The organism is Frigoribacterium sp. CFBP 8751 (assembly GCF_014841545.1).
In the GTDB taxonomy this organism is placed as follows: Bacteria; Actinomycetota; Actinomycetes; order Actinomycetales; family Microbacteriaceae; genus Frigoribacterium.
The window spans coordinates 346,120-365,809 of record NZ_JACYUB010000001.1 but is presented as its reverse complement, the minus strand read 5'-3'; the positions used below and the strand labels follow the sequence as shown (position 1 = coordinate 365,809).

Sequence of the window (19,690 nt, the reverse complement as noted above, 5' to 3'; positions counted from 1 at the left end):
CCGGAGGCGCGGGTCGCGTCCTCGAGGCCGGCGCCGGCCCCGAGGCACCACGAACTGGACGTCGCACCGCCGAAATCGGCGGTGCGACGTCCAGTCGGCGGTGCGACGTACGGGGTCAGCCCGCGTGACGCCCGTGGTGGTCGGGGTCGCTGCCGTCGGGGACGGCGTCCACGGGGGCGGTCGGGTCGACGTGCGAGACGTGCCCGTCACCCGAGCCGGTGCCCGAGCCCGAGCCCGAGCCCGCGGCGTCGTCGGCCGAGGCGTGCGGCCGCGACCGCTCGAGGGAGGCGCCCTCGACGTCGACGTCGGGCAGGATGCGGTCGAGCCACTTCGGCAGCCACCACGCGGCGTCGCCGAGCAGGTGCATCACGGCCGGGATCAGCAGCAGGCGCACGACGAACGCGTCGACGAGCACGCCCAGGGCGAGGCCCAGGCCGATCGACTGGATCATCACCGAGTTCGAGAACACGAAGCCCGAGAAGACCGCCGTCATGATCAGCGCCGCGGCCGTGACCACCGTGCGACCGGCGTGGACGCCGCGCTGCACCGCCAGGCGGGCCGACGAGCCGTGGGCGTAGGCCTCACGCATGCCGCTGACCAGGAACAGCTGGTAGTCCATCGCGAGCCCGAACAGCACGCCGACCATCAGGATCGGCAGGAAGCTCAGGATCGGCCCCGGGTCGTGCACCCCGAAGACCGGGCCGAGCCAGCCCCACTGGAACACCGCGGTGACGCCGCCGAACGCGGCGAACAGCGACAGCACGAACCCGATGGTGGCGGTGATCGGCACGAGGATCGACCGGAACACGAAGATCAGGATGATCAACGACAGCCCGACGACGACGAGCAGGTAGAGCGGCAGGGCTCCGGCCAGCTTCTCGCTGACGTCGATGTTGCCCGAGGCGTTGCCGGCCACGCCGAGCGACGACACGTCGTCGATGTCGAGGCCGCGCAGGTCGCGCACGAGCTGCTCGGTCGACTCGGCGGTCGGACCGCCCTTCGGCACGACCTGGAACGCCAGCAGGGTGTCGTCGTCCGAGGCGCCGATGGGGGCGACCGCGGCGACGTCGTCCTGGTCCTTGAGGATCGTGCCGATGCGCACCTGCTCGGAGACCAGGTCGTCGTCCGAGATCGCGGTCGGCAGGTCGGCGACGACGACCAGGGGGCCGTTGACGCCGGCGCCGAACTTCTCGTCGATCAGCTTGTACGCCTTGTAGGCGCTCGAGTCGACCGGCTCGGACGATCCGGCGGGCAGACCGAGGCGCATCGAGAGCGCGGGGATCGCGACGATCAGCAGCACGGCGACGCCGGCCACGAGGGTCAGCACGGCACGCGTGGTGCTCATCGGCTTGGTCGGCACCCGGACGGCCCCGGTGTTGCCGACGGCCTTCCGAGCCTTCTTGGTGAGGATGCGCAGGCCGACGAGGCGGAGCAGCGCCGGGGTGAGGGTGATGGCGATCAGGATCGCCACGAACACGCAGACCGCGCCGACGGTGCCCATCAGGCCGAGGAACGGGATGCCGGTCAGGTTGAGCGCGAGCAGGGCGATCAGCACGGTCGAGCCGGCGAAGACGACCGCGTTGCCCGAGGTGCCGTTGGCCAGGCCGATCGACTCGTGCAGCGGCACCCCTTCTTTCAGCTGGGTGCGGTGCCGGTTGAGGATGAACAGCGAGTAGTCGATGCCGACCGCGAGGCCGAGCATCACACCCAGCACGGGCGTGACCGACAGCATCTCGACGGCGCCCGAGAGCGACAGCGAGGCGAGCACGCCGACGCCGACGCCGATCAGGGCGTTGATCAGGGGCAGGCCGGCACCGATCAGGGTGCCGAGCATGACGAACAGCACGATGGCGGCGATGACGACGCCGGCCACCTCGCCCGGGCCGAGGATCTCGGGGATGCTGGCCGCGATGTCGTTCGACACCTCGACCTCGACGCCGTCGATGTCGGCGTCGTTCATCGCCTCGACGACGGCCTCTTTGTTCTCGCTGGTGACGAGGTTGAGGGCCTTGTCGAACTGGATGCTGGCCACGGCCGTGGTGCCGTCGGTCGACACCTGGCGGATGCCGTCGGTCAGTTCGAGCAGCGAGGCACCCTGCTCGAGGGTCGCGCTCTGGGTCTCGAGCTCGGTCTTGCTCGCGTCGAGGGTGGACTGCTGCGTGGCGATCTGCTGCGTGCCCGCGTCGAGCTGGGCCTGCTGGGCCTCGAGCTGCGGCGTGGCGGCGGCGAGGGCGGCCCCACCGGCGGCCTGCGCCTGCGCCTTGGCGGCGTCGAGCTGCTGCTGACCGGCGGTGATCTGGGCCTTCGCGGCGTCGATCTGGGCCTGACCCGAGGTGATCTGGGCCTCGCCCGCGGTGATCTGCGAGCGGCCGTCCGTGATCTTCTGGGCCTGGTCGTCGATCTGCTGCTGCGTCGCGAAGGGGTCGGTGGTGCCCTTGACGTCGTCCAGGTCCTTCGCGTCGGTCAGCAGGGCCGCGATGTCGGACTTCTGCTGGTCGGTGAAGGCCGAGTCGTCGGTGGTCGTGAAGACCACCGTGCCGGTGCCGCCGCTCGCCTGGGGGAACTTCTCGGCGAGTTCGTCGCTGACCTTCTGGGTCGCCGTGCCGGGGATGCTGACGGCGGTGGTCAGCGTGCCGCCGAACAGCGCGAAGGCGCCGCCGGCGAGGCCGAGCACGACCAGCCAGGCCACGATGACGAGCCAGGCCCGCCGGGCCGAGAACCGGCCGAGTCGATAGAGCAGGGATGCCATGGGTGTCTGTTCCTCCAGGGATGGTGCGGGGTGATGCGGGTTGCGGGGGGTGGGCCTCACGTCGCGTCGTCGAGAAGGAGGTGCGGGTCGGCCGGGGACGCCGGCCGACGGGTCAGGGTGTGGTCGCGTCGGGCGCCGTCGAGGCGGCGGCGGCAGGGGTGGCCACCGGCGGCGGCCCGTAGCCGGTGCGGACGCTCGTCGTCATCCGGTCGAGCAGGTCGGCCCAGACGTCGCGGCTGTCGGCGTCGACGACCGCACCGGTCCGCGTGATCCAGTGCCGGGCGACGACGGCGATGCCGTTCATCAGCGAACTGACCAGCACCTCGGCCTCGAGCGGGTCGGTCGCGGGGCTGCGCTCGGCCATCTCGATCGAGAGCTGCTCGGTGACGCGGGTGAAGACGTCCTGGATCAGGCTGTGCGACCGCGGGTCGCTGCCGTCGTCGCCGAGGACGCCCCAGAGGTACGAGACGACGGCCGGCAGGTCGATGCCCTGCATGGCTTGGATGATCTCGGCGAACAAGGAGGCACGACTGCCGTCACCGACGGGCGTCGCGGCGGTCGCGGCCCGGAATTCGTCGACGGCGCCGGTGAGCACTCGGGCGCAGGCCGTCATGACGACGTCGTCGAGCGACGAGAAGTGGTTGAAGACCGTGCGACGCGAGACGTCGGCGCGCTCGGCGAGCTCGTCGACGCTGAACCGCGGCGCCCCGCGCTCGGCGATGAGCGCGTCGGCGGCGTCGACGATGGCCTGACGGTGCTTCGCCTTGAGGGCGGCACGGCGATCGGGCACCAGGGTCTTGACGGTCACATGCCTACACTAAGTGCAGCGACGCACTCGGTGCACCCTGAGCGTCTGGGGAGTCGCTGGGACTTGCGCGGCCGGGACGCGGCCTCCGTACCCCTCCGCGCCGTGCCTCCTCGTCCTGCCGGCCGAACGCGGAGGGGGCGCCCCGGCGCGCAGCCGCGGGACGCCCCCGAACCCGGACGCCTAGCCCGCGGCGATCTCGCGGAGGGTGGCGAGGTGCTCGGCCCAGGCCTCGCGCCCGGCCGGGGTCAGCTTCAGGCTCGTCCGGGGGCGCTTGCCGACGAACCCCTTCGTCACGGCGACGTAGCCCGCGGCCTCGAGGGCGCTGATCTGCTTGCTCAACGTCGAGTCGGTCACCTGCACGGCATCGCGCAGGTCGCGGAAGTCGAGCCCCTCGGCCGCGGCGAGCGCCGCCATCATCGAGAAGCGGACGGGCTGGTGCAGCAACTCGGACAGCCGGAGGCGCGGGTGCGGTCGCGCGGTCATCGTCGCGCCTCGCGCACCTCGACGGCCGCGCAGGCGACCGACACCGCGAGGAGGACCGCCGCCATGACGGCACTGCCGACGACGTCCTGGCCCTGGGAGAAGCCGACGACGAGCATGGCTCCGACGTAGCAGGCGAAGAACGCGGCCAGGTAGGCCGTCCAGCGCCGGCCGAAGCCGACGCGGGCCGACCTCCTCAGCAGGACGAACGCCACGACCAGGACGGCGATCCAGACGAGCAGGCCGCCCATCGCGACGAAGTAGGCGGTGCCCGTCGTGAGCCCCATGGCGAGGGTGCCCATCGACGCGGCGGCACCGAGGCCGAGCAGGAAGGCGACGGCGGGCCAGCTCGCCGCCGACGTCGCGCTGCGCCCCACGGCGTCCGCCCGGTCGAGCAGGCGCCGAGCTTCGGCGGAGTCCGGGGTGCCGGTGATGTCAGTGGTCATGGTGGTCGTCCTCTCGTAGACTCCCACTCTAGAAAGTACTTTCTCGTTGCGCAAGTACTTTCTCACCGAACTCGATCGAGTGGGCAGAAGGTGCCCGCCCCAGGGGGCGGAAGGACGTCTTCTGCCCACTCGACGGTCCGCCGAGGCCGGGCGCCCAGGCCAGGCCAGGCCCGGCCAGGCCGGGCCCAGGAACCGGGCCGGGTCAGATCGTCTCGTCGAGGTCGAGCAGGCGGGCGCTCTCCTCCCAGAGGCGGCGGGCGAGGTCGGCATCGGCCGCCTGACGGGCCACGCGGCCGGGTGCCTTCAGGCGGTCGAAGTAGTTGCCGCTCGGTGCCGGCACGGTCGTGGCACCCGCGAGGCGGATCAGCGGCTCGGCGCCGTCCTCCGTCGAGACCGCGAGGCGCTTGGCCGCGGTCATGAAGGCGCCGTCGCCGCCGAAGCCCGACGCGACGAACCCGGGGTGGAACGCGAACGCGTCGACCCCGCCGCCGGCGCGGGGCAGGCGGCGGGCGAGCTCACGGGTGAACAGCACGTTGAGCAGCTTCGAGGTGCCGTAGGCGCGGAAGCCGCCGGCCCACGCACCCCGTGCGTTGTCGAGGTCGTCCAGGTCGACCTTGCCGAAGAGGTTGCCGGCACTCGAGGTCTGGACGATGCGGACCGACCCGGCCGGCGCCTCCTTCGCCGTCTCGAGGAGGCGCGGCGTCAGCAACGCGGTCAACAGGAAGGGGGCGAGGTGGTTGCCCTGGAACGTGGTCTCGTGTCCGTCGACCGTGAGCGCGCGCTCGGGGATCGTGGCGCCGGCGTTGTTGGCGAGCACGTGGATGCGGGGGTTCTCGGCGAGCAGCTGGTCGGCCAGCTCGCGGACGGTCGACAGGTCGGAGAAGTCGGCGAGGTAGGCGGTGCCGCCGATCTCGTGGGCGACCGTGCGGGTGCGGTCGGGGTTGCGACCGACCACGGCGACGGTGGCACCACGGCGGGCGAGCTCGCGGGCGGCGGCGCGGCCGATGCCCGAGCTGGCTCCGGTGACGACCACGGTCCGGTCGTCGAGGCGGGCGGCGGGAGGCAGGGTGACGGTCATGCATCGGACGCTAGGCGGGATGCGGCGGGGGTGGGTCGGCGGTCGGCGTTCTCTCGGCAGGCGCTCAGCCACGCGGGCCTCCGCCCGCGGTACCGTCGCAATGCGAGACAATCTGTTTCGAATCAGGGTGCCGCTCCCGCGCCCGACCCGACCCGCCCCTCCTCAGAGAAGAGACGACATGTCCGACGCCACCGTTCCCCTGACCGGCTCCAGCACCATCGGCACCTGGCTCGACCACCCCGAGGGCGGGCCCGCGATCCATGCCGCTCTCGGGCAGGGAGGCGCGTTCGACGAGAGCGCGCTCGCCCCGGTCCGCGGTCTGCCGCTGCAGCAGCTGGTCGCGATGAGCCAGGGACAGGTGCCACAGGAGCTGGTCGACGCTCTCGTGCTGCAGGTGAACGACGGCGTCGTGCCCGACGAGACGGCCGACGCCGACGGCCCGTGGCGCGAGACGGTGACCCCCGGCCGCTTCGCCGGCAAGACGGTGATCGTCACGGGTGCGGCGTCCGGCATCGGCCGCGCGACCGCGTCCCGCGTGGCCCGCGAGGGCGGCCGCGTCGTCGCCGTCGACCTCTTCGCCGACAAGCTGGAGGCGCTGGTCGCCTCGCTGCCCGACGCCGACGTGGTCACCGTGGCCGGCGACATCACGAAGCAGGACGACATCGATGCGATCGTCGCGGCCGCCGGCGACCGCATCGACGCCCTGGCGAACATCGCGGGCATCAACGACGACTTCTCGCCCCTCCACGAGACGAGCGACGCGATGTGGGACCGGGTCATCGGCATCAACCTGACCGGCGGGTTCAAGCTGTCGCGCGCCGTGATCCCCGTGATGCTCGGGGCCGGGCGCGGCTCGGTCGTCAACGTGGCCTCGGAGGCAGGCCTGCGCGGCAACGCGTCGGGCAACGCCTACACGGTGTCGAAGCACGGCGTCGTCGGCCTCACCAAGTCGGCGGCCTTCATGTACGCGAAGCAGGGCATCCGGGTGAACGCGGTGGCGCCGGGCGGCGTCGCGACGGGCATCCCCTTCCCCGCGAACGTGTCCGAGGCGGGATCGGCGCGGCTGCGTCCGTTCCAGGCGGCGATCCCGACGATCGCGACGGCCGAGGAGCTCGCGGCGTCGATCACCTTCCTGCTGAGCGACGACGCGGTGAACGTGAACGGCGCGATCCTGGCGAGCGACGGCGGCTGGTCGGTCCAGTAGGGCCGGAGCCACGAGCGCCCGGCGAGACGGGCGAGGGAGGGCGGGACGTGCACGAGGATGGACCGGTGACCACCGCACGCACCGCCCGCCCCGGCCGCGCCCGCAGCGAGGCGGCCCGCCTAGCGATCCTCGACGCGACCCGCGACGAGCTGGCCGAGCGCGGCTACGACAAGCTCTCGCTCGACCGCATCGCGGCGGCGGCGGGGGTCGGCAAGGCGACGATCTACCGCTGGTACCCGGCGAAGGCGGCGCTGGTGGCCGATGGCATGCTCACGGGACATCTGCTGCCCCACCTCGAGGTGGCCGACACGGGCGACGTGCGTCGGGACGTGCTCGACTGGCTCCGCGCCTCCTTCTCGACCTTCGCCTCGCCCGCGGCGGGTGGGCTGATCCGCGCGTCGATCGCGGCGACGGCCGAGGACGCCGCCGTCGCCGAGCACTACGAGGAGCGCGTCACCTCGGTCACGCGGGCGGCGCTGCTCGCCCGCCTCGAGTCCGGGAGGCGCGCGCGGCAGATCCGGGACGGCGCCCCTCTCGAGGCCCTCGTCGAGTCGCTGATCGGCACCGTGCTGCTGCACGTCGTGACGCGCCGCGACCCCGGGCCGGCCGCGCTCGAGGCCACCGTCGAGCTGCTGTTCGACGGCGTCGCGGTGCGCCCGGCCTGACACGTCGCCGACCGCCCGTCGCCTCCTCCACGGACACGCACCGAGCGGGCCGCGGAGCGGCGGCCTGTGGAGAGACGGCTCCGCCGCGTCGAGTCGCGAAAGCGTCGTCGCATGATCGATGCGACTGGCACCGAAAGCCGGAGACATATAAACTCGGAGGCTCGAGCATATGGAGGTCACCATGGCGATGACGAGCGTGGACGTGGACACCGAGCTGTTGGCAGCCGCGAAGGGCATCCTCGGCGTGAGGACGACGAAGGACGCAATCAACCAGGCACTCGGCGACATCGTGAAGCGGCAGGTGCAGCTCGAGGCCTTGGCCGCGTTGAGCGGGATCGAGGTCGACGTCGATCCGCAGCCAGCAGGCCCGGGGACGATCGACGCGTGAGCACCGGCCGTCCGGGGCTCCACCTCGCCGAGCCCGACGAGCACGAGGTGGAGGTGCGGCGGCCCCGCGTCATCATCGACAACTCGGCGTGGCAGCGGGTCGCCACCGAGCCGGCGGTTCGTGCAGCGATCGAGGCGATCATCTGGACGACCGCGCCGGACGACATCCTCATCTGCCCGCCTGTCGCGGCCGAATACGGCTTCAGCGCCCGAAGCCTCGAGGACCACTCCGCGATCGTCCTGACGCTGGCTGGTGCCTTCTCGGACTGCCGGGTGCATCCGGAGGTGCGAGACGTGGCGGCCATCCGATCCGCTCTCTTCGCCGCTCACATGGGCCGGGCAGCGGGTGCCGTCGACGTCCTCATCGCCGCCTACGCAGTCGTGAACCAGGCCACCGTCGTGCACTACGACCGGGATTTCACCCACATCGCCCGCGCCTACCCCGGTCTCCGGCAGCAGTGGGTGGTGGCCCAGGGCAGCCTCTGAGCAGTTCACGCGTACCTGTTGAGCTGGAGCAGACTGACCGCATGGAGAACATGCCAGCGGGGTGGCTGCCTGATCATCGCGACGAATGGGTAGAGCGGTACTGGGACGGCCAGAAGTGGACGGGCCAGACCCGCGTCACCCCGTTTGCAAAGCCTGAGGCGCAGCGCGCAAAAGCGGCGCCCCACGCACCGGCGCCGGCCGTGAGGCGGGCACCCAGGGAGAAAAGTCTGTTCCGGGGCTTCATCCCGGTCTTCGTGGGGACGGCAGTGATACTCCTGGGCACCTCCCTGGGCCTGGCCTATCTCGATGGTCGCGACAATGTGCCGTCTGAGACCAGCGCAGTAGCCGCGCCGGGGTCGGCGTGCGTGTCAGCGTTCGAGGCCGCCGCGGCCGTTCCGCTTGACGAGGTCAATGACATCGAATTCGACCGCACCGTCCGCGACTGCGTGGGCGTCGACGAGTGGGCATCAGGCCTCAAGCGCTACCCCGACGCGCTCAGGCAGTACACCGTGACCGACTCCGACGTACCATCGGCTATTCGAACCGTTTGCTTCGACGACGAAAGCACGCCCGTATGCCTAGACGCGACCGCGCAGGGCATGCTGCCCTGAAGAGAGCAGCACTGTCCGCGACCGGCCTGACCTAGGCCTCCTCGATCGCGCAAGATGATCGGACGAGTTGTGCCCCGAGGAAGGGTCGAGCGCACTCACCTCGTTCTCTGACGTGGTGCCCGGATCGGCTCCCTCGTCGCGGGGGTCGGCGATGCGACTGTCCTGGACCCATCCGGGCGTCGATCACGTTCTGCGAAGCGGCGCCAGGTTAAGCGCAAAACCCTGGGCCTCGCCGTGCGAGATCTCCCAGGGTTCACTTTCGCAGCTACCGCGATAGCCCGACGGCTCGAGTTTGACACACGCACTCGATCGCGCACCAGTGAGAGCACGGGCCGACCGCGGCCCGTCGCAGTCCGCCCGGCGCGGCCTCGTCGACTTCATCCGTCGCGGCGCGCCAGGGCCTCCTCGATCGCGGTCGAGAGACTGTCGAGCGAGGTCAGCTCGACCAGCTCGCCGTCGACGAAGAACGTGGGCGTGCCGGCGGTCAGGACAGCCAGGCGAGATGAGCCCCCGAGGAAGAGTCGAGCGCACTGACCACGTTCTCCGACGTGGTGCCCGGATCGACTCCCTCGTCGCGGGCGGGCGGCGAGCGTCAGCAGCAGTCGCAGGCCTCGACGTCGCGCTCGCCCGTGAGCGCCGAGACGGGCACGGCGCAGGCGTCGCCGCGCCAGGCCTCGAGTCCCTCGCGCACGGCGAACACGACGATCACGAGCCCGGCGACCGGGTCGGCCCAGGCCCAGCCGAAGGCGAGGTTGAGGACGAGACCGAGCAGCACGGCGGCCGACAGGTAGCTGCAGATCAACGTCTGCTTCGAGTCGGCGACGGCCGAGGCCGAACCGAGTTCTCGGCCCGTGCGGCGTTCGAGCAGGCTGAGGAGCGGCATGATCGCGAGGCTCACGGCGGCCAACACGATGCCGACGCCGCTGTGCTCGGGCTCGCGCAGGCCGGTCAGGGCGAGCACGGCGTCGACCCCGACGTAGGCGGCGAGCGCGAAGAAGGCGACGGCGATGACGCGCAGGGCCGTGCGCTCCCGCTTCTCGGGGTCGGGGGCCGAGAACTGCCAGGCGACCGCGACGGCCGAGAGCACCTCGACGATCGAGTCGAGGCCGAACCCGATCAGGGCCGTCGACGACGCGACGGTGCCCGCGGCGAGCGCGACGACCGCCTCGACGACGTTGTAGGCGATGGTGGCGGCGACGATCCAGCGGATGCGTCGTTGCAGGACGAGGCGGCGGGCGGCGGTGAGGGCGGACGCTCCGGGGACGCGCCCCGCGACGACGTCGGGCCCGATCGGCAGGCTCATGCGCCGGGCCCGCAGCAGAGCGGCACGTCGCAGGCCTCGTCGGTGCAGCCGACCCCGTCGTCGACGGCGAGCACGACGTCGACCAGGGCGCGCAGGGCCGCCGTCAGGTGCGGGTCGGCGATCTCGTACCGCGTGCGACGGCCCTCGGAGGTGGCGACGACGATGCCGCAGCCGCGCAGGCAGGCGAGGTGGTTCGACACGTTCGACCGGGTCAGGTCGAGCGTCTCGGCCAACCGGGCCGGGTACCCCGGCGCGTCGAGCAGTTCGAGCAGGAGGCGCGAGCGGGTCGGGTCGCTCAACGCGCGCCCCAGCCGGCTCATCGCGTCGAGGCGCGGGGCGATGGTCAGCATGCGCTGAACTGTACAGCGCATGCTGACCTGTCGTCGAGGCCTACGGTCGGCGCGCGGCCCGACGTCGACGGAGGACGACCAGGCCGACGCCCGCGGCGAGCAACCCCAGTGCCGCGGCGACGATGCCGACCACGTGGTCGGAGCCGGTGTAGGCCAGGTCGGCGCGAGCAGCCGCGTCACGGGCGGCGGCGTCACGGGTCGCCGCGTCGGCCGCGGTGATCGTGCCGGGCGCGTGCTGCTGCACCGCGCCTCCGGCGACGGGCTGTGCCGGCACGACGGGCACCGTCGCGCCCGGGCCGGAGGGTGCCGGGTCGACGGGTGCGGGGTCGACCGGTGCGGGGTCGACCGGTGCGGCGGCGAGCGACACCGTGCCGTCCGCCGCGACGGTGATCGGCACCGACATGGCGGCTGCGAGGTCGAGGCGCTGCCAGCTGCCGGCGGTGCCCTCGTCGAGCGGACGGCCCGAGTCGATGGCGGTGAGGGCGAGGACCTGGCGACGCTGGTCGTCGGTCAGGGTCGGGCGGCTCGAGATCAGCAACGACTCGGCGCCGGCGGGGACGGTCATGGCCTGCCCGGCCGTGCCGACGAGGGGGAAGTCGTAACTCATGCGGTCCTGGTAGACGGCCAGCGCCTCCTGGTCCGAGAGGTAGGGGGTGTCGGCGGCGATGCAGACGTCCAAGGAGCCGCCGCATCCGGTCTCGAGGACGTAGCGCAGCTCGGCGCCCGCCTCCTCGAACAGCACGCGGAACTCGGGGTCGGCCCAGCGGCGCTCGACGATCTCCTGGCCCATCATGCGACCACTCATGACGTCGAGCGGATAGTGCGCGGCCATGACGACGCGGTTGTCGCCGGCCTCGGAGGTGCGGGCCAGGATCTGCGGGGCGAGCTCGGGCAGCATCGTGGCGAGCGAGGCGCCCTGCCAGTAGGCCTGCGAGGTGTGGCCGCTCGGGTACGCGCCCGAGGTCGAGGCCCAGGCGTCGCCACCCGGCTTGTCGCGGTAGGTGAGTCGCTCGGGGAACCGGATGTACGGGCGGTCGTAGTCGAAGTGCTCCTTGGCGGGGTTCGACGACGAGTAGTAGCCGACCAGCCCGCCGTCCTTCGCGAGCAGTGCGGAGGTCTTCGGCAGTTCGCCGGCGGCGCGGGCGGTGCGGTAGATCTCGCCGAGCCGGGTGCCGAGGCCGTCCGACATCGAGACGGACATGTCGGCGTACTGGTCGACGATCGCCCGGTCGACCCGGGCAGGGGTGGCGCCCTGGTTGATCGCGACGGTCTTCTCGTCGTTCAGCGCGATGATGTCGGGGCGCTCGGCCCGCAGCGTCGTGAACTGGTCGATGATCGGCACGTAGTCGTAGGTCGCGTTCGACGTGTACGGGTAGCTCAGCCGGTCGGGCTCGAAGGGGGTCGCCGCCGAGGCCGAGAGGGCTCCGAAGCCCGAGAGCAGCACGCCCAGGCCCGTGCTCGCGGCGAGCACCGAAGCGCGGCGGACGGGTCGGCGGTCGGCCGAGCGTCGGGGGCGGCGGGGGGTCGTGGTCGTGATGATCGTGCCTCTCGTGGGTGCGTGCACCGACCTGCGTCGGCGGCCCGGTGGGGCCACGCCGAACGGTAGGGAAGCGGAGTGGCACACGTCTGGACGACAGGTGACGCGCAGGTGACCTGGGCCGTCGTCGGCGTCGTACACCGGTGACGCGCCGCCCGGACCCATCGTTGGTCACCCGACCAACGTCGACGGCGAACGCGTGCATCGCGCCGCCGTCGGCCACAGGATCGTTCTCGCAAGGCAGTTCCACTCGACAACACGAAGCACCGCAACTCGAACTCCTACGACAACGAAAGAGGACGAACCATGAGCAAGCTGAAGTCGAAGACCGCCACGATCATCGCCGCCGTCGCCGTGAGCGGCGTCGCCGTCACGGGGCTGAGCGGATTCGCCGCCGCCCCGGCACAGGCGACGACCACCGCCCCCGCCTCGCCGGAGTCCAGCACCGGCAGCCCGATCACGGGCAGCGTCACCCTCGACCCGCTGGCGATCGTCAGCGCGATCAGCGCCGCCGTCAACGACCAGGGCGACCGGTCGGGCGCCGTGCTGGCCGCCCTGGACGTCGGCTACTACAACGCCGGCAACCCCGACCGGCTCACGGTCGCGGTCGTGAACAAGAACCAGGACATCGCCGTCGAGGGCTCGATCGTCGACGCCCAGCCGATCGACATCAAGGGCGGCAGCTACGTCATCTACTGGTTCGACGGCCCCGGCAAGGTCACCAACAACGGTGACGGCGGCTACCTGAACTGGGGCGTGCTCGGCAACAACGTCAAGACCGACAACGTCATCAGCATCAACGGCGGCTGACCCCGCCGCGGCACCACGGAACCGCCCCGACGTCCTCACCGGACGCCGGGGCGGTTCCGCGTGCGCCGTCAGGCCGGCGGCAGGGCAGGAGGCGCGGGTCGGTTCGGCGCCTCGACCGCCGCCTGGCCGTCCCGACGGCGCCCCCGCCGCACGATGCGCGACCGGATGACGCCCTTGACGAACGCGACCGAGACGAGCGCCGTCCGGTTCGGGGCACTCCACGTCCGCATGAGACGGGCCAGGTGCCAGGCCACGGCCTGGCGGCTGTAGGCCGTCTCGCGGGCGATCTCGGCGTTCGAGAGGCCGTAGGCGGTGAGCGTGAGCATCTGCCGCTCGACGTCGTCGAGGTCGGGGGCGTCGGCCACGAGGTCGAGCACGACGTCGGGCCCCGGGGCCGCGAGGGGTGGCCGGGTGTCGCCCGCGCCTCCTGGTCCCGCGCCGGGCGGGGCGGCGACGAGACGGGGTCGGTGCCGCGCCCACTCCTCGGCCCAGCAGGTGCCGAGTTCGTGGGCGACCTGCGAGGCGCGCGCCATCGCGAGGACGAGCGCCCCGGCCTGCCCGCCCGACGCCGAGTGCATGACGAGCGAGAAGATGCGCAGCGCGGGCAGGGCGCCCCGCAGGACGACGGCCAGGTCGACGTCGGGGCAGGCCGCGCTGCGGCGGGCGACGGCACGCAGCTCGTCGAGGCACGAGGCCGACACCGGACGACCGTGCTCGACCGCGGCGAGGGCCGGACCGAGCACGATCGGCACGATCTCGGCGTACCGGTCGCGCAACCACGACCGGCCGGTCGCGCCGACGTCCTCGAGCGAGCAGTCGAGCAGCAGGTCGCTGAACTCGTCGTGCCGGGCGTCGAGCCTCAGCCCGAGGGGCTGACCCGGACGCATGATCGTCGTCGGGCGCTCCGTCGTCGTCGGGCGCTCCGTCGGCGTCGGGCGGTCCGCGGGGACGCCACCCTGCTCGATCAACGTCTCACCCCCGGTCGTGGAGCCGGCCTCCCGGGCCGGTCGGCCCGGCCTGACGGGCCCACCACCGAGCCTAGGAGCGCCCGATCCGCCGCACAGTCGGCTGGCTGGCCGACCCCGGTGTCCCCCGGAGGTGCCGAGCGGACGCGGTCGCCTCGTCGGCCCGCGTGGTCAGGGGACGACCGCGGGCGCGGCGAACACCACGCGCACGGCGAGCCCGCCCGAAGGAGGCGCGTCGAGCGTCAGCGTCGCCCCGTGCGTCTCGGCGACGGCCGCGACCAGGGCCAGGCCGAGGCCGTGGGAGCCGGCGATCCGGCCCGCCGCCCGGTAGAAGGGCTCGGTCAGGCGCGTGACCTCGGCCGGGTCGATGACCTCGCCGCCGTTGGCCACGTGCAGGGTCGCCGCCCCCGAGGCGTCGTTGCCGACCGTCACGTCGAGCCGGCCGCCGGGGACGTTGTGACCGATGCCGTTGCGGACGAGGTTGCCGACGAGCACGGAGAGCAGGGCCCGGTCTCCGGTGACCTGCGTGGGACGGGCGGTTCGGCGCATCTCGACGCGCGCCTCCTCGGCAGCGGACGCCGTGGCGGCGAGGACCTCGTCGACCACGGCGACGAGGTCGACCCGGTCGGCGGCCACGCCGTCGCCGGACTGCGCGTCGGACAGGGCGAGCAGTGCCTCGACCGTCGCGATGCTGCGGGTGTTCATCTCGCGCAGGCGTCGGATCGTCACCGCCGGCGGTGAGCCGACCGCGTCGCCGACGCCTGTCGGGTCGAGCGCGAGGGCCGCGTCGAGCATCGCCTGCGTCGTCGCGAGGGGCGTGCGGAGCTCGTGCGACGCGTTGGCGGCGAAGCGGCGTTGGGCCTCGTACGAACGGTCGAGCCGGTCGAGCATGTCGTCGAACGTCGACGCGAGGCGTCCGAACTCGTCGTCGGGGCGCCCGGGGGCCGTCGTGGCGAGCCGTCGCCGGAACGACCCCGCAGCGCCGTGCTCGGCCTCGCGCGCCGCGGTCGCGAGGTGCTCGATCGGCCGGAGGAGGCGCCCGGCGACCACCCAGCTCAGCCAGACGCCGACGACCAGCGCGACGACGAACACGATCGACGACGTCGTCAGGAGCACGCGCAGGAGGTCGCTCTCGCCCGAGATGGTGACCGCCGGGCGCAACTCGGCGGTCTCGGGGACGGGCAGCGTCTCGGGGACGGGCAGCGCCTCGGCGGCGGGCGGTGTCCCACCGGTGACCACGCCGGCGTCGACCGAGGGCGCCCACGAGGCCGTCGGCGACGCGAGGTCGCCCGGCTCGGCGCTCGACGTGCGCAGGGCGGTGATGCGGTAGTCGGGCACGAAGCGCATCACGAGGAGGACCGAGGCCACGATCGACAGGCCCACGACCGTCAGCACCGCACTGAAGGTGACGGTGAGCCGCAGACGCGCGCTGCCTCGGTGACGCAGCCCGCGCCTCCTGGGCCTGGTGGGCGCCGGGTCGACGCCGCCGGTCACGAGCCGGCCTCGGCGGCGATGCGGTAGCCGCTGCCGGGGACGGTGTGGATCAGCCAGGGCTCGCCCAGGCGTCGCCGGAGGTTCGAGATCGTGACCCGCACCGAGTTCGTGAACGGGTCGGCGTTCTCGTCCCAGGCCTTCTCGAGCAGCCGCTCGGCGCTGACCACGCCGCCGTCGGCCGCGAGCAGCACGCCGAGCACCGCGAACTCTTTTCGCGTCAGCTTCACGTAGCGGCCGTCGCGGTACACCTCGCGACGGAACGGGTCGTAGCGCAGGTCGCCGCGGACCGTGACCGGCGGACGGGCCTGACGCGGGCGCCGGGCGAGGGAGCGCAGCCGGGCGATCAGTTCGGGGAACTCGAACGGCTTGACGAGGTAGTCGTCGGCACCGAGCTCGAAGCCGTCGACCTTGTCGCGGGTGCGACCGGCCGCAGTGAGCATCAGGACGCCCGGGCCGTCACCGGCGGCGGTCACCGAGGCGCAGACGTCGTCGCCGTGCGTGCCGGGCAGGTCGCGGTCGAGCAGGACGACGTCGTAGTCGTTCACCGCGATCGCCCGGAGGGCGGCGTCACCGTCGTGCACGACGTCGACGGCCATCGCGTGACGCTCGAGCACGCTCTGGACGGCTTCGGCGAGGTAGACCTCGTCCTCGGCGATGAGTACGCGCACGCTGGCTCCTGTTCGGGTCGAGGGGGACGGGATGCGAAAACCCCTCACCAGTGTGACATGTCGGATGTCACCAAATTGTAAAGATCGCCGTTTACGGGCTGGCAACGAGCCGTGCGGTGGTCTGGACCCCGTCGCCCGACGAGGGCGACGCCGTGACCGTCGGTCGCGGCCCGTGACCGTGAAAGACCAGGAGTCCTCTCATGCCCAGAACCCGTGGCACCCTCTTCGCCGCCCTTCCCCTGCTCGTCGTCGCCCTCGCCGGCTGCTCGACGGCCGCCGACGACCCCGCCGGGTCCGAGTCGCAGATCGCCGCCGACGCCCAGGCGTGGGATCTCGCGAACGCGAGCTGCCTCCGCGAGGCGGGCGTCGACATCGGCGACCCCTCGGGTGACGGTGGCGGCGTGGCGATCTCCCGGGGCGACGGTCTCGACATGGACGCCCTGCTGGCCGCCTCGGAGACGTGCCGGGAGTCGACGACCGACGAACTCGGCGAGCGCCCCGTGACCGCGTCCGAGAAGGAGAGCCAGGACGAGTTCGACGCGATTCTGCGCGAATCGGCCGAATGCGTGCGTGACGCGGGGTACGACGTGACCGACCAGCTCGACGGAGCCGGCGGCACGGACACGATGGACGACGTCCCCGAGGGCGTGCTCGAGGAGTGCGGCGCGTTCGGCAGCATGCCCACGACGGTGACCCGGTGAGCCCGTCGCGCCGAGCCGTCGCCTGGTCGTCCGTCGCCGGCATGGCCGTGGTCGGGGCCGCCGTCACCGCCGTGTTCATGGTCGGACCGCCAGGGGCGTCCCGTGCCGCCGACGCGGAGGTCGCCGCGGACACGACGACGAGGCCCACCACGGCCGTGGTCGAACAGGGCACGCTGACCGGCACGACGACCAGGGCGGGCAGACTCAGCCGCCTCGACGGGCCCACGATCGCCGGGTCCGCACCCGGCACCATCACCTCGCTGCCGAAGGTCGGCGACGCCCTCTCGGCACGCAGCGAGCTCTTCCGGGTCGACGACGAACCGGTCACCGCGTTCGAGGGCGCCCTGCCGCAGTGGCGGGCGTTCGAGCAGGGCATGGCGAAGGGCCCGGACGTGCGACAGCTCGAGGACAACCTGAAGACCTGGGGGTACTTCCCGGGCACCCCGGACGACACGTTCGACCGGCGCACCGCGAACGCCGTCTCGGCCTGGCAGAAGGACACCGGCCAGGAGCGCACCGGGTCGATCGCCCGGGGTGCCCTGCAGTTCGTCACGGGGTCGTTCACGGTCAGCACCCTCACGGCGGCCGTCGGCGACGCCTCGGGCGGCGACCTGTACGACACGGCCCGCGACGACAAGGTCGTCTCGGTCGACCTGCCCGTCGGGTCGCCGCTGGCCGCCGTCGACGGGGTCGTCTCGGTCGCGCTGCCCGGTCACGGCACCGTTCCCGGGCGGGTGTCCGACGTGGGGGCGGCCGTGGCCGACGAGACCGCGGGCAAGACGACGGTCCCCGTCACGGTGTCGCTCGACGATCCGGCGACGGCCGGCGACCTGACCGACGCGTCGGTGCAGGTCGACTTCGTCTCGGAGGTGAAGGAGGACGTGCTGCACGTGCCGGTCCTCGCCCTGGGCGCGGCCGTCGACGACGGCTTCGTCGTCGAGGTGCTCCAGCCGGACGGCACGACGACGGCCGTGCCGGTCGAGGCCGGCCTGTTCGCCGGCGACCGGGTCGAGGTGACCGGCGACGTCCGGGCCGGCGCCGAGGTCGTGGTGCCCGCATGAGCGCCGTCATCGAGCTGCACCACGTCACGCGCGAGTACGGCCGGCCCCCGACGACCGCGTTGTCGTCGGTGTCGCTGCGGATCGACCGCGGCGAGCTCGTCGCGATCGTCGGCCCGTCGGGATCGGGCAAGTCGACCCTGCTGAACGTCCTCGGCACGCTCGACCGCCCCACCTCGGGCACCGTGCTCGTCGACGGCGTCGACGTGGCCGAGCAGAACGACCGTGAGCTGTCGGCCCTGCGGGCGCACCGCATCGGGTTCGTCTTCCAGCAGTTCCACCTCAGCGAGGGCGTCAGCGCGACCGACAACGTCGCGAACGGCCTGCTCTACGCGGGCGTGCCGCTCCGGCAGCGCCGAGCACGAGCGCGGGAGGCCCTCGAGCGGGTCGGACTGGGGCACCGCCTGACCCACCGGCCGAACCAGCTCTCGGGCGGTGAACGGCAACGCGTCGCCATCGCGCGGGCCGTCGTGCACCGCCCGTCACTGCTGCTGGCCGACGAACCCACCGGCAACCTCGACACGAAGGCCGGCGAGGGCATCGTGTCGCTGCTCGGCGAGCTGCACGCCGAGGGCACCACGATCGTCGTCATCACCCACGACGTCGAGCTCGCCGAGCGGTTGCCCCGGCGGGTGACGATCCGCGACGGGCACCTGGTGCACGACAGCGCGACCCTCGCGGGGGTGACCGCATGAGCGCCTCCGAGACGCCCTCGCGCCTCCTCGGGTCGGACGTCGTGCGACTGGGGGTGTCCGGGCTGGCGTCCCGACCCACCAGGGCCGTGCTGTCGGCGCTCGGCATCGCGATCGGCATCGCCGCCATGATCGCCGTGGTCGGCATCTCGACGTCGAGCCAGGCGAAGCTCGCGGCGACCCTCGACGAACTCGGCACGAACCTGCTCTCGGCCTCCCAGGGGAAGGACTTCTTCGGCGAGGCCGTCGACCTGCCCCTGACGGCGGGGGTGTCGGCCGGGCACACCGAGGGGGTGCGATCGGCCGCGACGACCGGCACGGTGGCAGACGTCGGCGTGTACCGCAACAGCGCGGTGCCCGCGGGCAACACGAACGGGATCACGGTGCGGTCGGCGTCACCCACGCTGCTGGACGTGCTCGAGGCCCGCGTGGCGAAGGGCGTCTGGCTGACCGACGGCATGGCGCGGTACCCCGTGGTCGTGCTCGGCGCCGAGGCGGCGAACCGGTTAGGCGTCACCGAACCGGGACGGCACGTGATCGTCGGCAGCACCGAGTACGTGGTGGCGGGCATCCTCGAACCGGTGCCGCTGGCGCCCGAGATCGACTCGTCGGCGCTGATCGGCGAACGAGCCGCGGAGGCGCTGGCCGGCTCGCCCGTCCCCCCGACCGCGGTCTACGTGCGGGCCGACCCCGCCCGGGTGCCACAGGTGCGCGACGTGCTCGCCCGGTCCATCCAGCCGCGGAGCCCGTCCGACGTGGAGGTGACGCGGCCGTCCGACGCACTGGCGGCGCAGCAGGCCGCGGACCAGGCGTTCACCGGGCTGCTGGTCGGACTCGGAGGGGTGGCGCTGCTGGTCGGCGGCATCGGCGTGGCGAACACGATGGTGATCTCGGTGCTCGAACGGAGGCGCGAGATCGGGCTGCGGCGGGCGCTCGGGGCGACGCGATCGCACGTCCGGCAGCAGTTCTTGGCCGAGGCCCTGTTCCTGTCGCTGCTCGGCGGGGTGGCCGGGGTGCTGCTCGGCGTGGCGGTGACCGCGGTGTTCGCCGCTCTGCGGGGGTGGCCACCGTCGATCCCGCCGGTGGTGCTCGTCGCCGGACTCGTCGCGACGCTCGTGATCGGGGCGCTGGCCGGGCTGTGGCCCGCGGTGCGAGCGGCACGCACCCCGCCGACGGAGGCGCTGCAGTCGTGAGGCGG

21 protein-coding genes are annotated in these 19,690 nt (G+C 72.6%); 10 read left to right on the top strand and 11 right to left on the bottom strand.

From position 1 onward, the window contains the following. Positions 1 to 115: 115 nt before the first annotated feature. From IFT88_RS01835 to IFT88_RS01815, 5 genes are all read right to left on the bottom strand, one after another. Positions 116 to 2,749: an MMPL family transporter gene (locus IFT88_RS01835; RefSeq protein ID WP_192118598.1), complete on the bottom strand. Its 2,634-nt coding sequence runs from the start codon at positions 2,747 to 2,749 to the stop codon at positions 116 to 118. 112 nt (positions 2,750 to 2,861) lie between these two features. Then, on the bottom strand, positions 2,862 to 3,557 hold the full coding sequence (locus IFT88_RS01830) for a TetR family transcriptional regulator (protein ID WP_192118597.1): 696 nt from the start codon (positions 3,555 to 3,557) through the stop codon (positions 2,862 to 2,864). 180 nt (positions 3,558 to 3,737) lie between these two features. Continuing rightward, a complete protein-coding gene (locus IFT88_RS01825; protein WP_192118595.1) occupies positions 3,738 to 4,040 on the bottom strand; it encodes a winged helix-turn-helix domain-containing protein in 303 nt (100 codons plus the stop codon). After that, entirely contained in the window at positions 4,037 to 4,483 is a 447-nt protein-coding gene (locus IFT88_RS01820; protein WP_192118593.1) for a chemotaxis protein CheY, read from the bottom strand. The genes IFT88_RS01825 and IFT88_RS01820 overlap by 4 nt, the downstream gene beginning before the upstream one ends. A gap of 202 nt (positions 4,484 to 4,685) precedes the next feature. Next, a complete protein-coding gene (locus IFT88_RS01815) occupies positions 4,686 to 5,561 on the bottom strand; it encodes an SDR family NAD(P)-dependent oxidoreductase (protein ID WP_043594672.1) in 876 nt (291 codons plus the stop codon). A 178-nt stretch (positions 5,562 to 5,739) separates the two neighbouring features. On the opposite strand from IFT88_RS01815, the gene IFT88_RS01810 reads away from it, so the two are divergent. The 5 genes from IFT88_RS01810 to IFT88_RS01790 all read left to right on the top strand — a co-directional run bounded on the left by IFT88_RS01810 (position 5,740) and on the right by IFT88_RS01790 (position 8,914). Further along, positions 5,740 to 6,765 carry an SDR family NAD(P)-dependent oxidoreductase gene (locus IFT88_RS01810; protein ID WP_192118591.1) on the top strand — a complete coding sequence of 342 codons (1,026 nt, stop codon included), beginning with the start codon at positions 5,740 to 5,742 and terminating at the stop codon, positions 6,763 to 6,765. Between the two features lie 65 nt (positions 6,766 to 6,830). Next, positions 6,831 to 7,430 carry a TetR/AcrR family transcriptional regulator C-terminal ligand-binding domain-containing protein gene (locus IFT88_RS01805; RefSeq protein ID WP_192118589.1) on the top strand — a complete coding sequence of 200 codons (600 nt, stop codon included), beginning with the start codon at positions 6,831 to 6,833 and terminating at the stop codon, positions 7,428 to 7,430. A 202-nt stretch (positions 7,431 to 7,632) separates the two neighbouring features. Next, positions 7,633 to 7,818: a hypothetical protein gene (locus IFT88_RS17540; RefSeq protein WP_192118586.1), complete on the top strand. Its 186-nt coding sequence runs from the start codon at positions 7,633 to 7,635 to the stop codon at positions 7,816 to 7,818. Further along, positions 7,815 to 8,303, top strand: coding sequence for a PIN domain-containing protein (locus IFT88_RS17535; RefSeq protein WP_137847542.1), 489 nt, complete (start codon positions 7,815 to 7,817; stop codon positions 8,301 to 8,303). Before IFT88_RS17540 ends, IFT88_RS17535 begins: the two co-directional genes overlap by 4 nt. Positions 8,304 to 8,344: 41 nt before the next feature. Next, positions 8,345 to 8,914, top strand: a complete 570-nt coding sequence (locus IFT88_RS01790; protein WP_192118584.1) for a DUF2510 domain-containing protein — start codon at positions 8,345 to 8,347, stop codon at positions 8,912 to 8,914. Positions 8,915 to 9,506: 592 nt separating this feature from the next. Here IFT88_RS01790 and IFT88_RS01785 read toward each other — a convergent pair. From IFT88_RS01785 to IFT88_RS01775, 3 genes are read right to left on the bottom strand one after another with little or no spacing between them, the layout of a single operon-like run. Then, positions 9,507 to 10,217 (bottom strand): cation diffusion facilitator family transporter, encoded by a 711-nt coding sequence (locus IFT88_RS01785; RefSeq protein WP_192118582.1) that lies wholly within the window; start codon positions 10,215 to 10,217, stop codon positions 9,507 to 9,509. Further along, complete coding sequence (gene cmtR / locus IFT88_RS01780) at positions 10,214 to 10,567, bottom strand: Cd(II)/Pb(II)-sensing metalloregulatory transcriptional regulator CmtR (RefSeq protein WP_043594664.1); 354 nt, start codon at positions 10,565 to 10,567, stop codon at positions 10,214 to 10,216. The genes IFT88_RS01785 and cmtR overlap by 4 nt, the downstream gene beginning before the upstream one ends. Positions 10,568 to 10,607: 40 nt before the next feature. Beyond that, a complete protein-coding gene (locus tag IFT88_RS01775) occupies positions 10,608 to 12,131 on the bottom strand; it encodes an acid phosphatase (RefSeq protein WP_192118580.1) in 1,524 nt (507 codons plus the stop codon). Between the two features lie 279 nt (positions 12,132 to 12,410). On the opposite strand from IFT88_RS01775, the gene IFT88_RS01770 reads away from it, so the two are divergent. Further along, a complete protein-coding gene (locus IFT88_RS01770; RefSeq protein WP_137847547.1) occupies positions 12,411 to 12,914 on the top strand; it encodes a hypothetical protein in 504 nt (167 codons plus the stop codon). Between the two features lie 68 nt (positions 12,915 to 12,982). On the opposite strand, the gene IFT88_RS01765 is transcribed toward IFT88_RS01770, so the two are convergent. The 3 genes from IFT88_RS01765 to IFT88_RS01755 form a co-directional block, all read right to left on the bottom strand. Continuing rightward, positions 12,983 to 13,882, bottom strand: coding sequence for a helix-turn-helix transcriptional regulator (locus IFT88_RS01765; protein WP_056228284.1), 900 nt, complete (start codon positions 13,880 to 13,882; stop codon positions 12,983 to 12,985). Between the two features lie 168 nt (positions 13,883 to 14,050). Then, a complete protein-coding gene (locus tag IFT88_RS01760; RefSeq protein WP_192118579.1) occupies positions 14,051 to 15,373 on the bottom strand; it encodes an ATP-binding protein in 1,323 nt (440 codons plus the stop codon). Then, a complete protein-coding gene (locus tag IFT88_RS01755) occupies positions 15,370 to 16,041 on the bottom strand; it encodes a response regulator transcription factor (RefSeq protein ID WP_043594661.1) in 672 nt (223 codons plus the stop codon). The genes IFT88_RS01760 and IFT88_RS01755 overlap by 4 nt, the downstream gene beginning before the upstream one ends. Positions 16,042 to 16,241: 200 nt before the next feature. Here IFT88_RS01755 and IFT88_RS01750 point away from each other — a divergent pair, with 200 nt between their 5' ends. Genes IFT88_RS01750 through IFT88_RS01735 form a run of 4 tightly spaced genes read left to right on the top strand, consistent with a single transcriptional unit; the run spans position 16,242 to position 19,685 of the window. Beyond that, positions 16,242 to 16,742, top strand: coding sequence for a hypothetical protein (locus tag IFT88_RS01750; protein ID WP_192118577.1), 501 nt, complete (start codon positions 16,242 to 16,244; stop codon positions 16,740 to 16,742). Further along, positions 16,739 to 17,803, top strand: a complete 1,065-nt coding sequence (locus tag IFT88_RS17530) for a peptidoglycan-binding protein (RefSeq protein ID WP_192118575.1) — start codon at positions 16,739 to 16,741, stop codon at positions 17,801 to 17,803. The genes IFT88_RS01750 and IFT88_RS17530 overlap by 4 nt, the downstream gene beginning before the upstream one ends. After that, positions 17,800 to 18,495, top strand: coding sequence for an ABC transporter ATP-binding protein (locus IFT88_RS01740; protein WP_192118567.1), 696 nt, complete (start codon positions 17,800 to 17,802; stop codon positions 18,493 to 18,495). The genes IFT88_RS17530 and IFT88_RS01740 overlap by 4 nt, the downstream gene beginning before the upstream one ends. Further along, positions 18,492 to 19,685: an ABC transporter permease gene (locus IFT88_RS01735; RefSeq protein ID WP_192118565.1), complete on the top strand. Its 1,194-nt coding sequence runs from the start codon at positions 18,492 to 18,494 to the stop codon at positions 19,683 to 19,685. The genes IFT88_RS01740 and IFT88_RS01735 overlap by 4 nt, the downstream gene beginning before the upstream one ends. Positions 19,686 to 19,690 lie beyond the last annotated feature (5 nt).

Excerpts from the sequence above, each read along its gene's own strand:
- IFT88_RS01815 (WP_043594672.1), bottom strand. The coding sequence starts at position 5,561 with ATGACCGTCACCCTGCCTCCCGCCGCCCGCCTCGACGACCGGACCGTG.
- IFT88_RS01750 (WP_192118577.1), top strand. The coding sequence starts at position 16,242 with ATGCCCAGAACCCGTGGCACCCTCTTCGCCGCCCTTCCCCTGCTCGTC.
- IFT88_RS01790 (WP_192118584.1), top strand. The coding sequence starts at position 8,345 with ATGGAGAACATGCCAGCGGGGTGGCTGCCTGATCATCGCGACGAATGG.
- IFT88_RS01740 (WP_192118567.1), top strand. The coding sequence starts at position 17,800 with ATGAGCGCCGTCATCGAGCTGCACCACGTCACGCGCGAGTACGGCCGG.
- cmtR (WP_043594664.1), bottom strand. The coding sequence starts at position 10,567 with ATGCTGACCATCGCCCCGCGCCTCGACGCGATGAGCCGGCTGGGGCGC.
- IFT88_RS01810 (WP_192118591.1), top strand. The coding sequence starts at position 5,740 with ATGTCCGACGCCACCGTTCCCCTGACCGGCTCCAGCACCATCGGCACC.
- IFT88_RS01770 (WP_137847547.1), top strand. The coding sequence starts at position 12,411 with ATGAGCAAGCTGAAGTCGAAGACCGCCACGATCATCGCCGCCGTCGCC.
- IFT88_RS01735 (WP_192118565.1), top strand. The coding sequence starts at position 18,492 with ATGAGCGCCTCCGAGACGCCCTCGCGCCTCCTCGGGTCGGACGTCGTG.
- IFT88_RS01825 (WP_192118595.1), bottom strand. The coding sequence starts at position 4,040 with ATGACCGCGCGACCGCACCCGCGCCTCCGGCTGTCCGAGTTGCTGCAC.
- IFT88_RS01835 (WP_192118598.1), bottom strand. The coding sequence starts at position 2,749 with ATGGCATCCCTGCTCTATCGACTCGGCCGGTTCTCGGCCCGGCGGGCC.
- IFT88_RS01820 (WP_192118593.1), bottom strand. The coding sequence starts at position 4,483 with ATGACCACTGACATCACCGGCACCCCGGACTCCGCCGAAGCTCGGCGC.
- IFT88_RS01785 (WP_192118582.1), bottom strand. The coding sequence starts at position 10,217 with ATGAGCCTGCCGATCGGGCCCGACGTCGTCGCGGGGCGCGTCCCCGGA.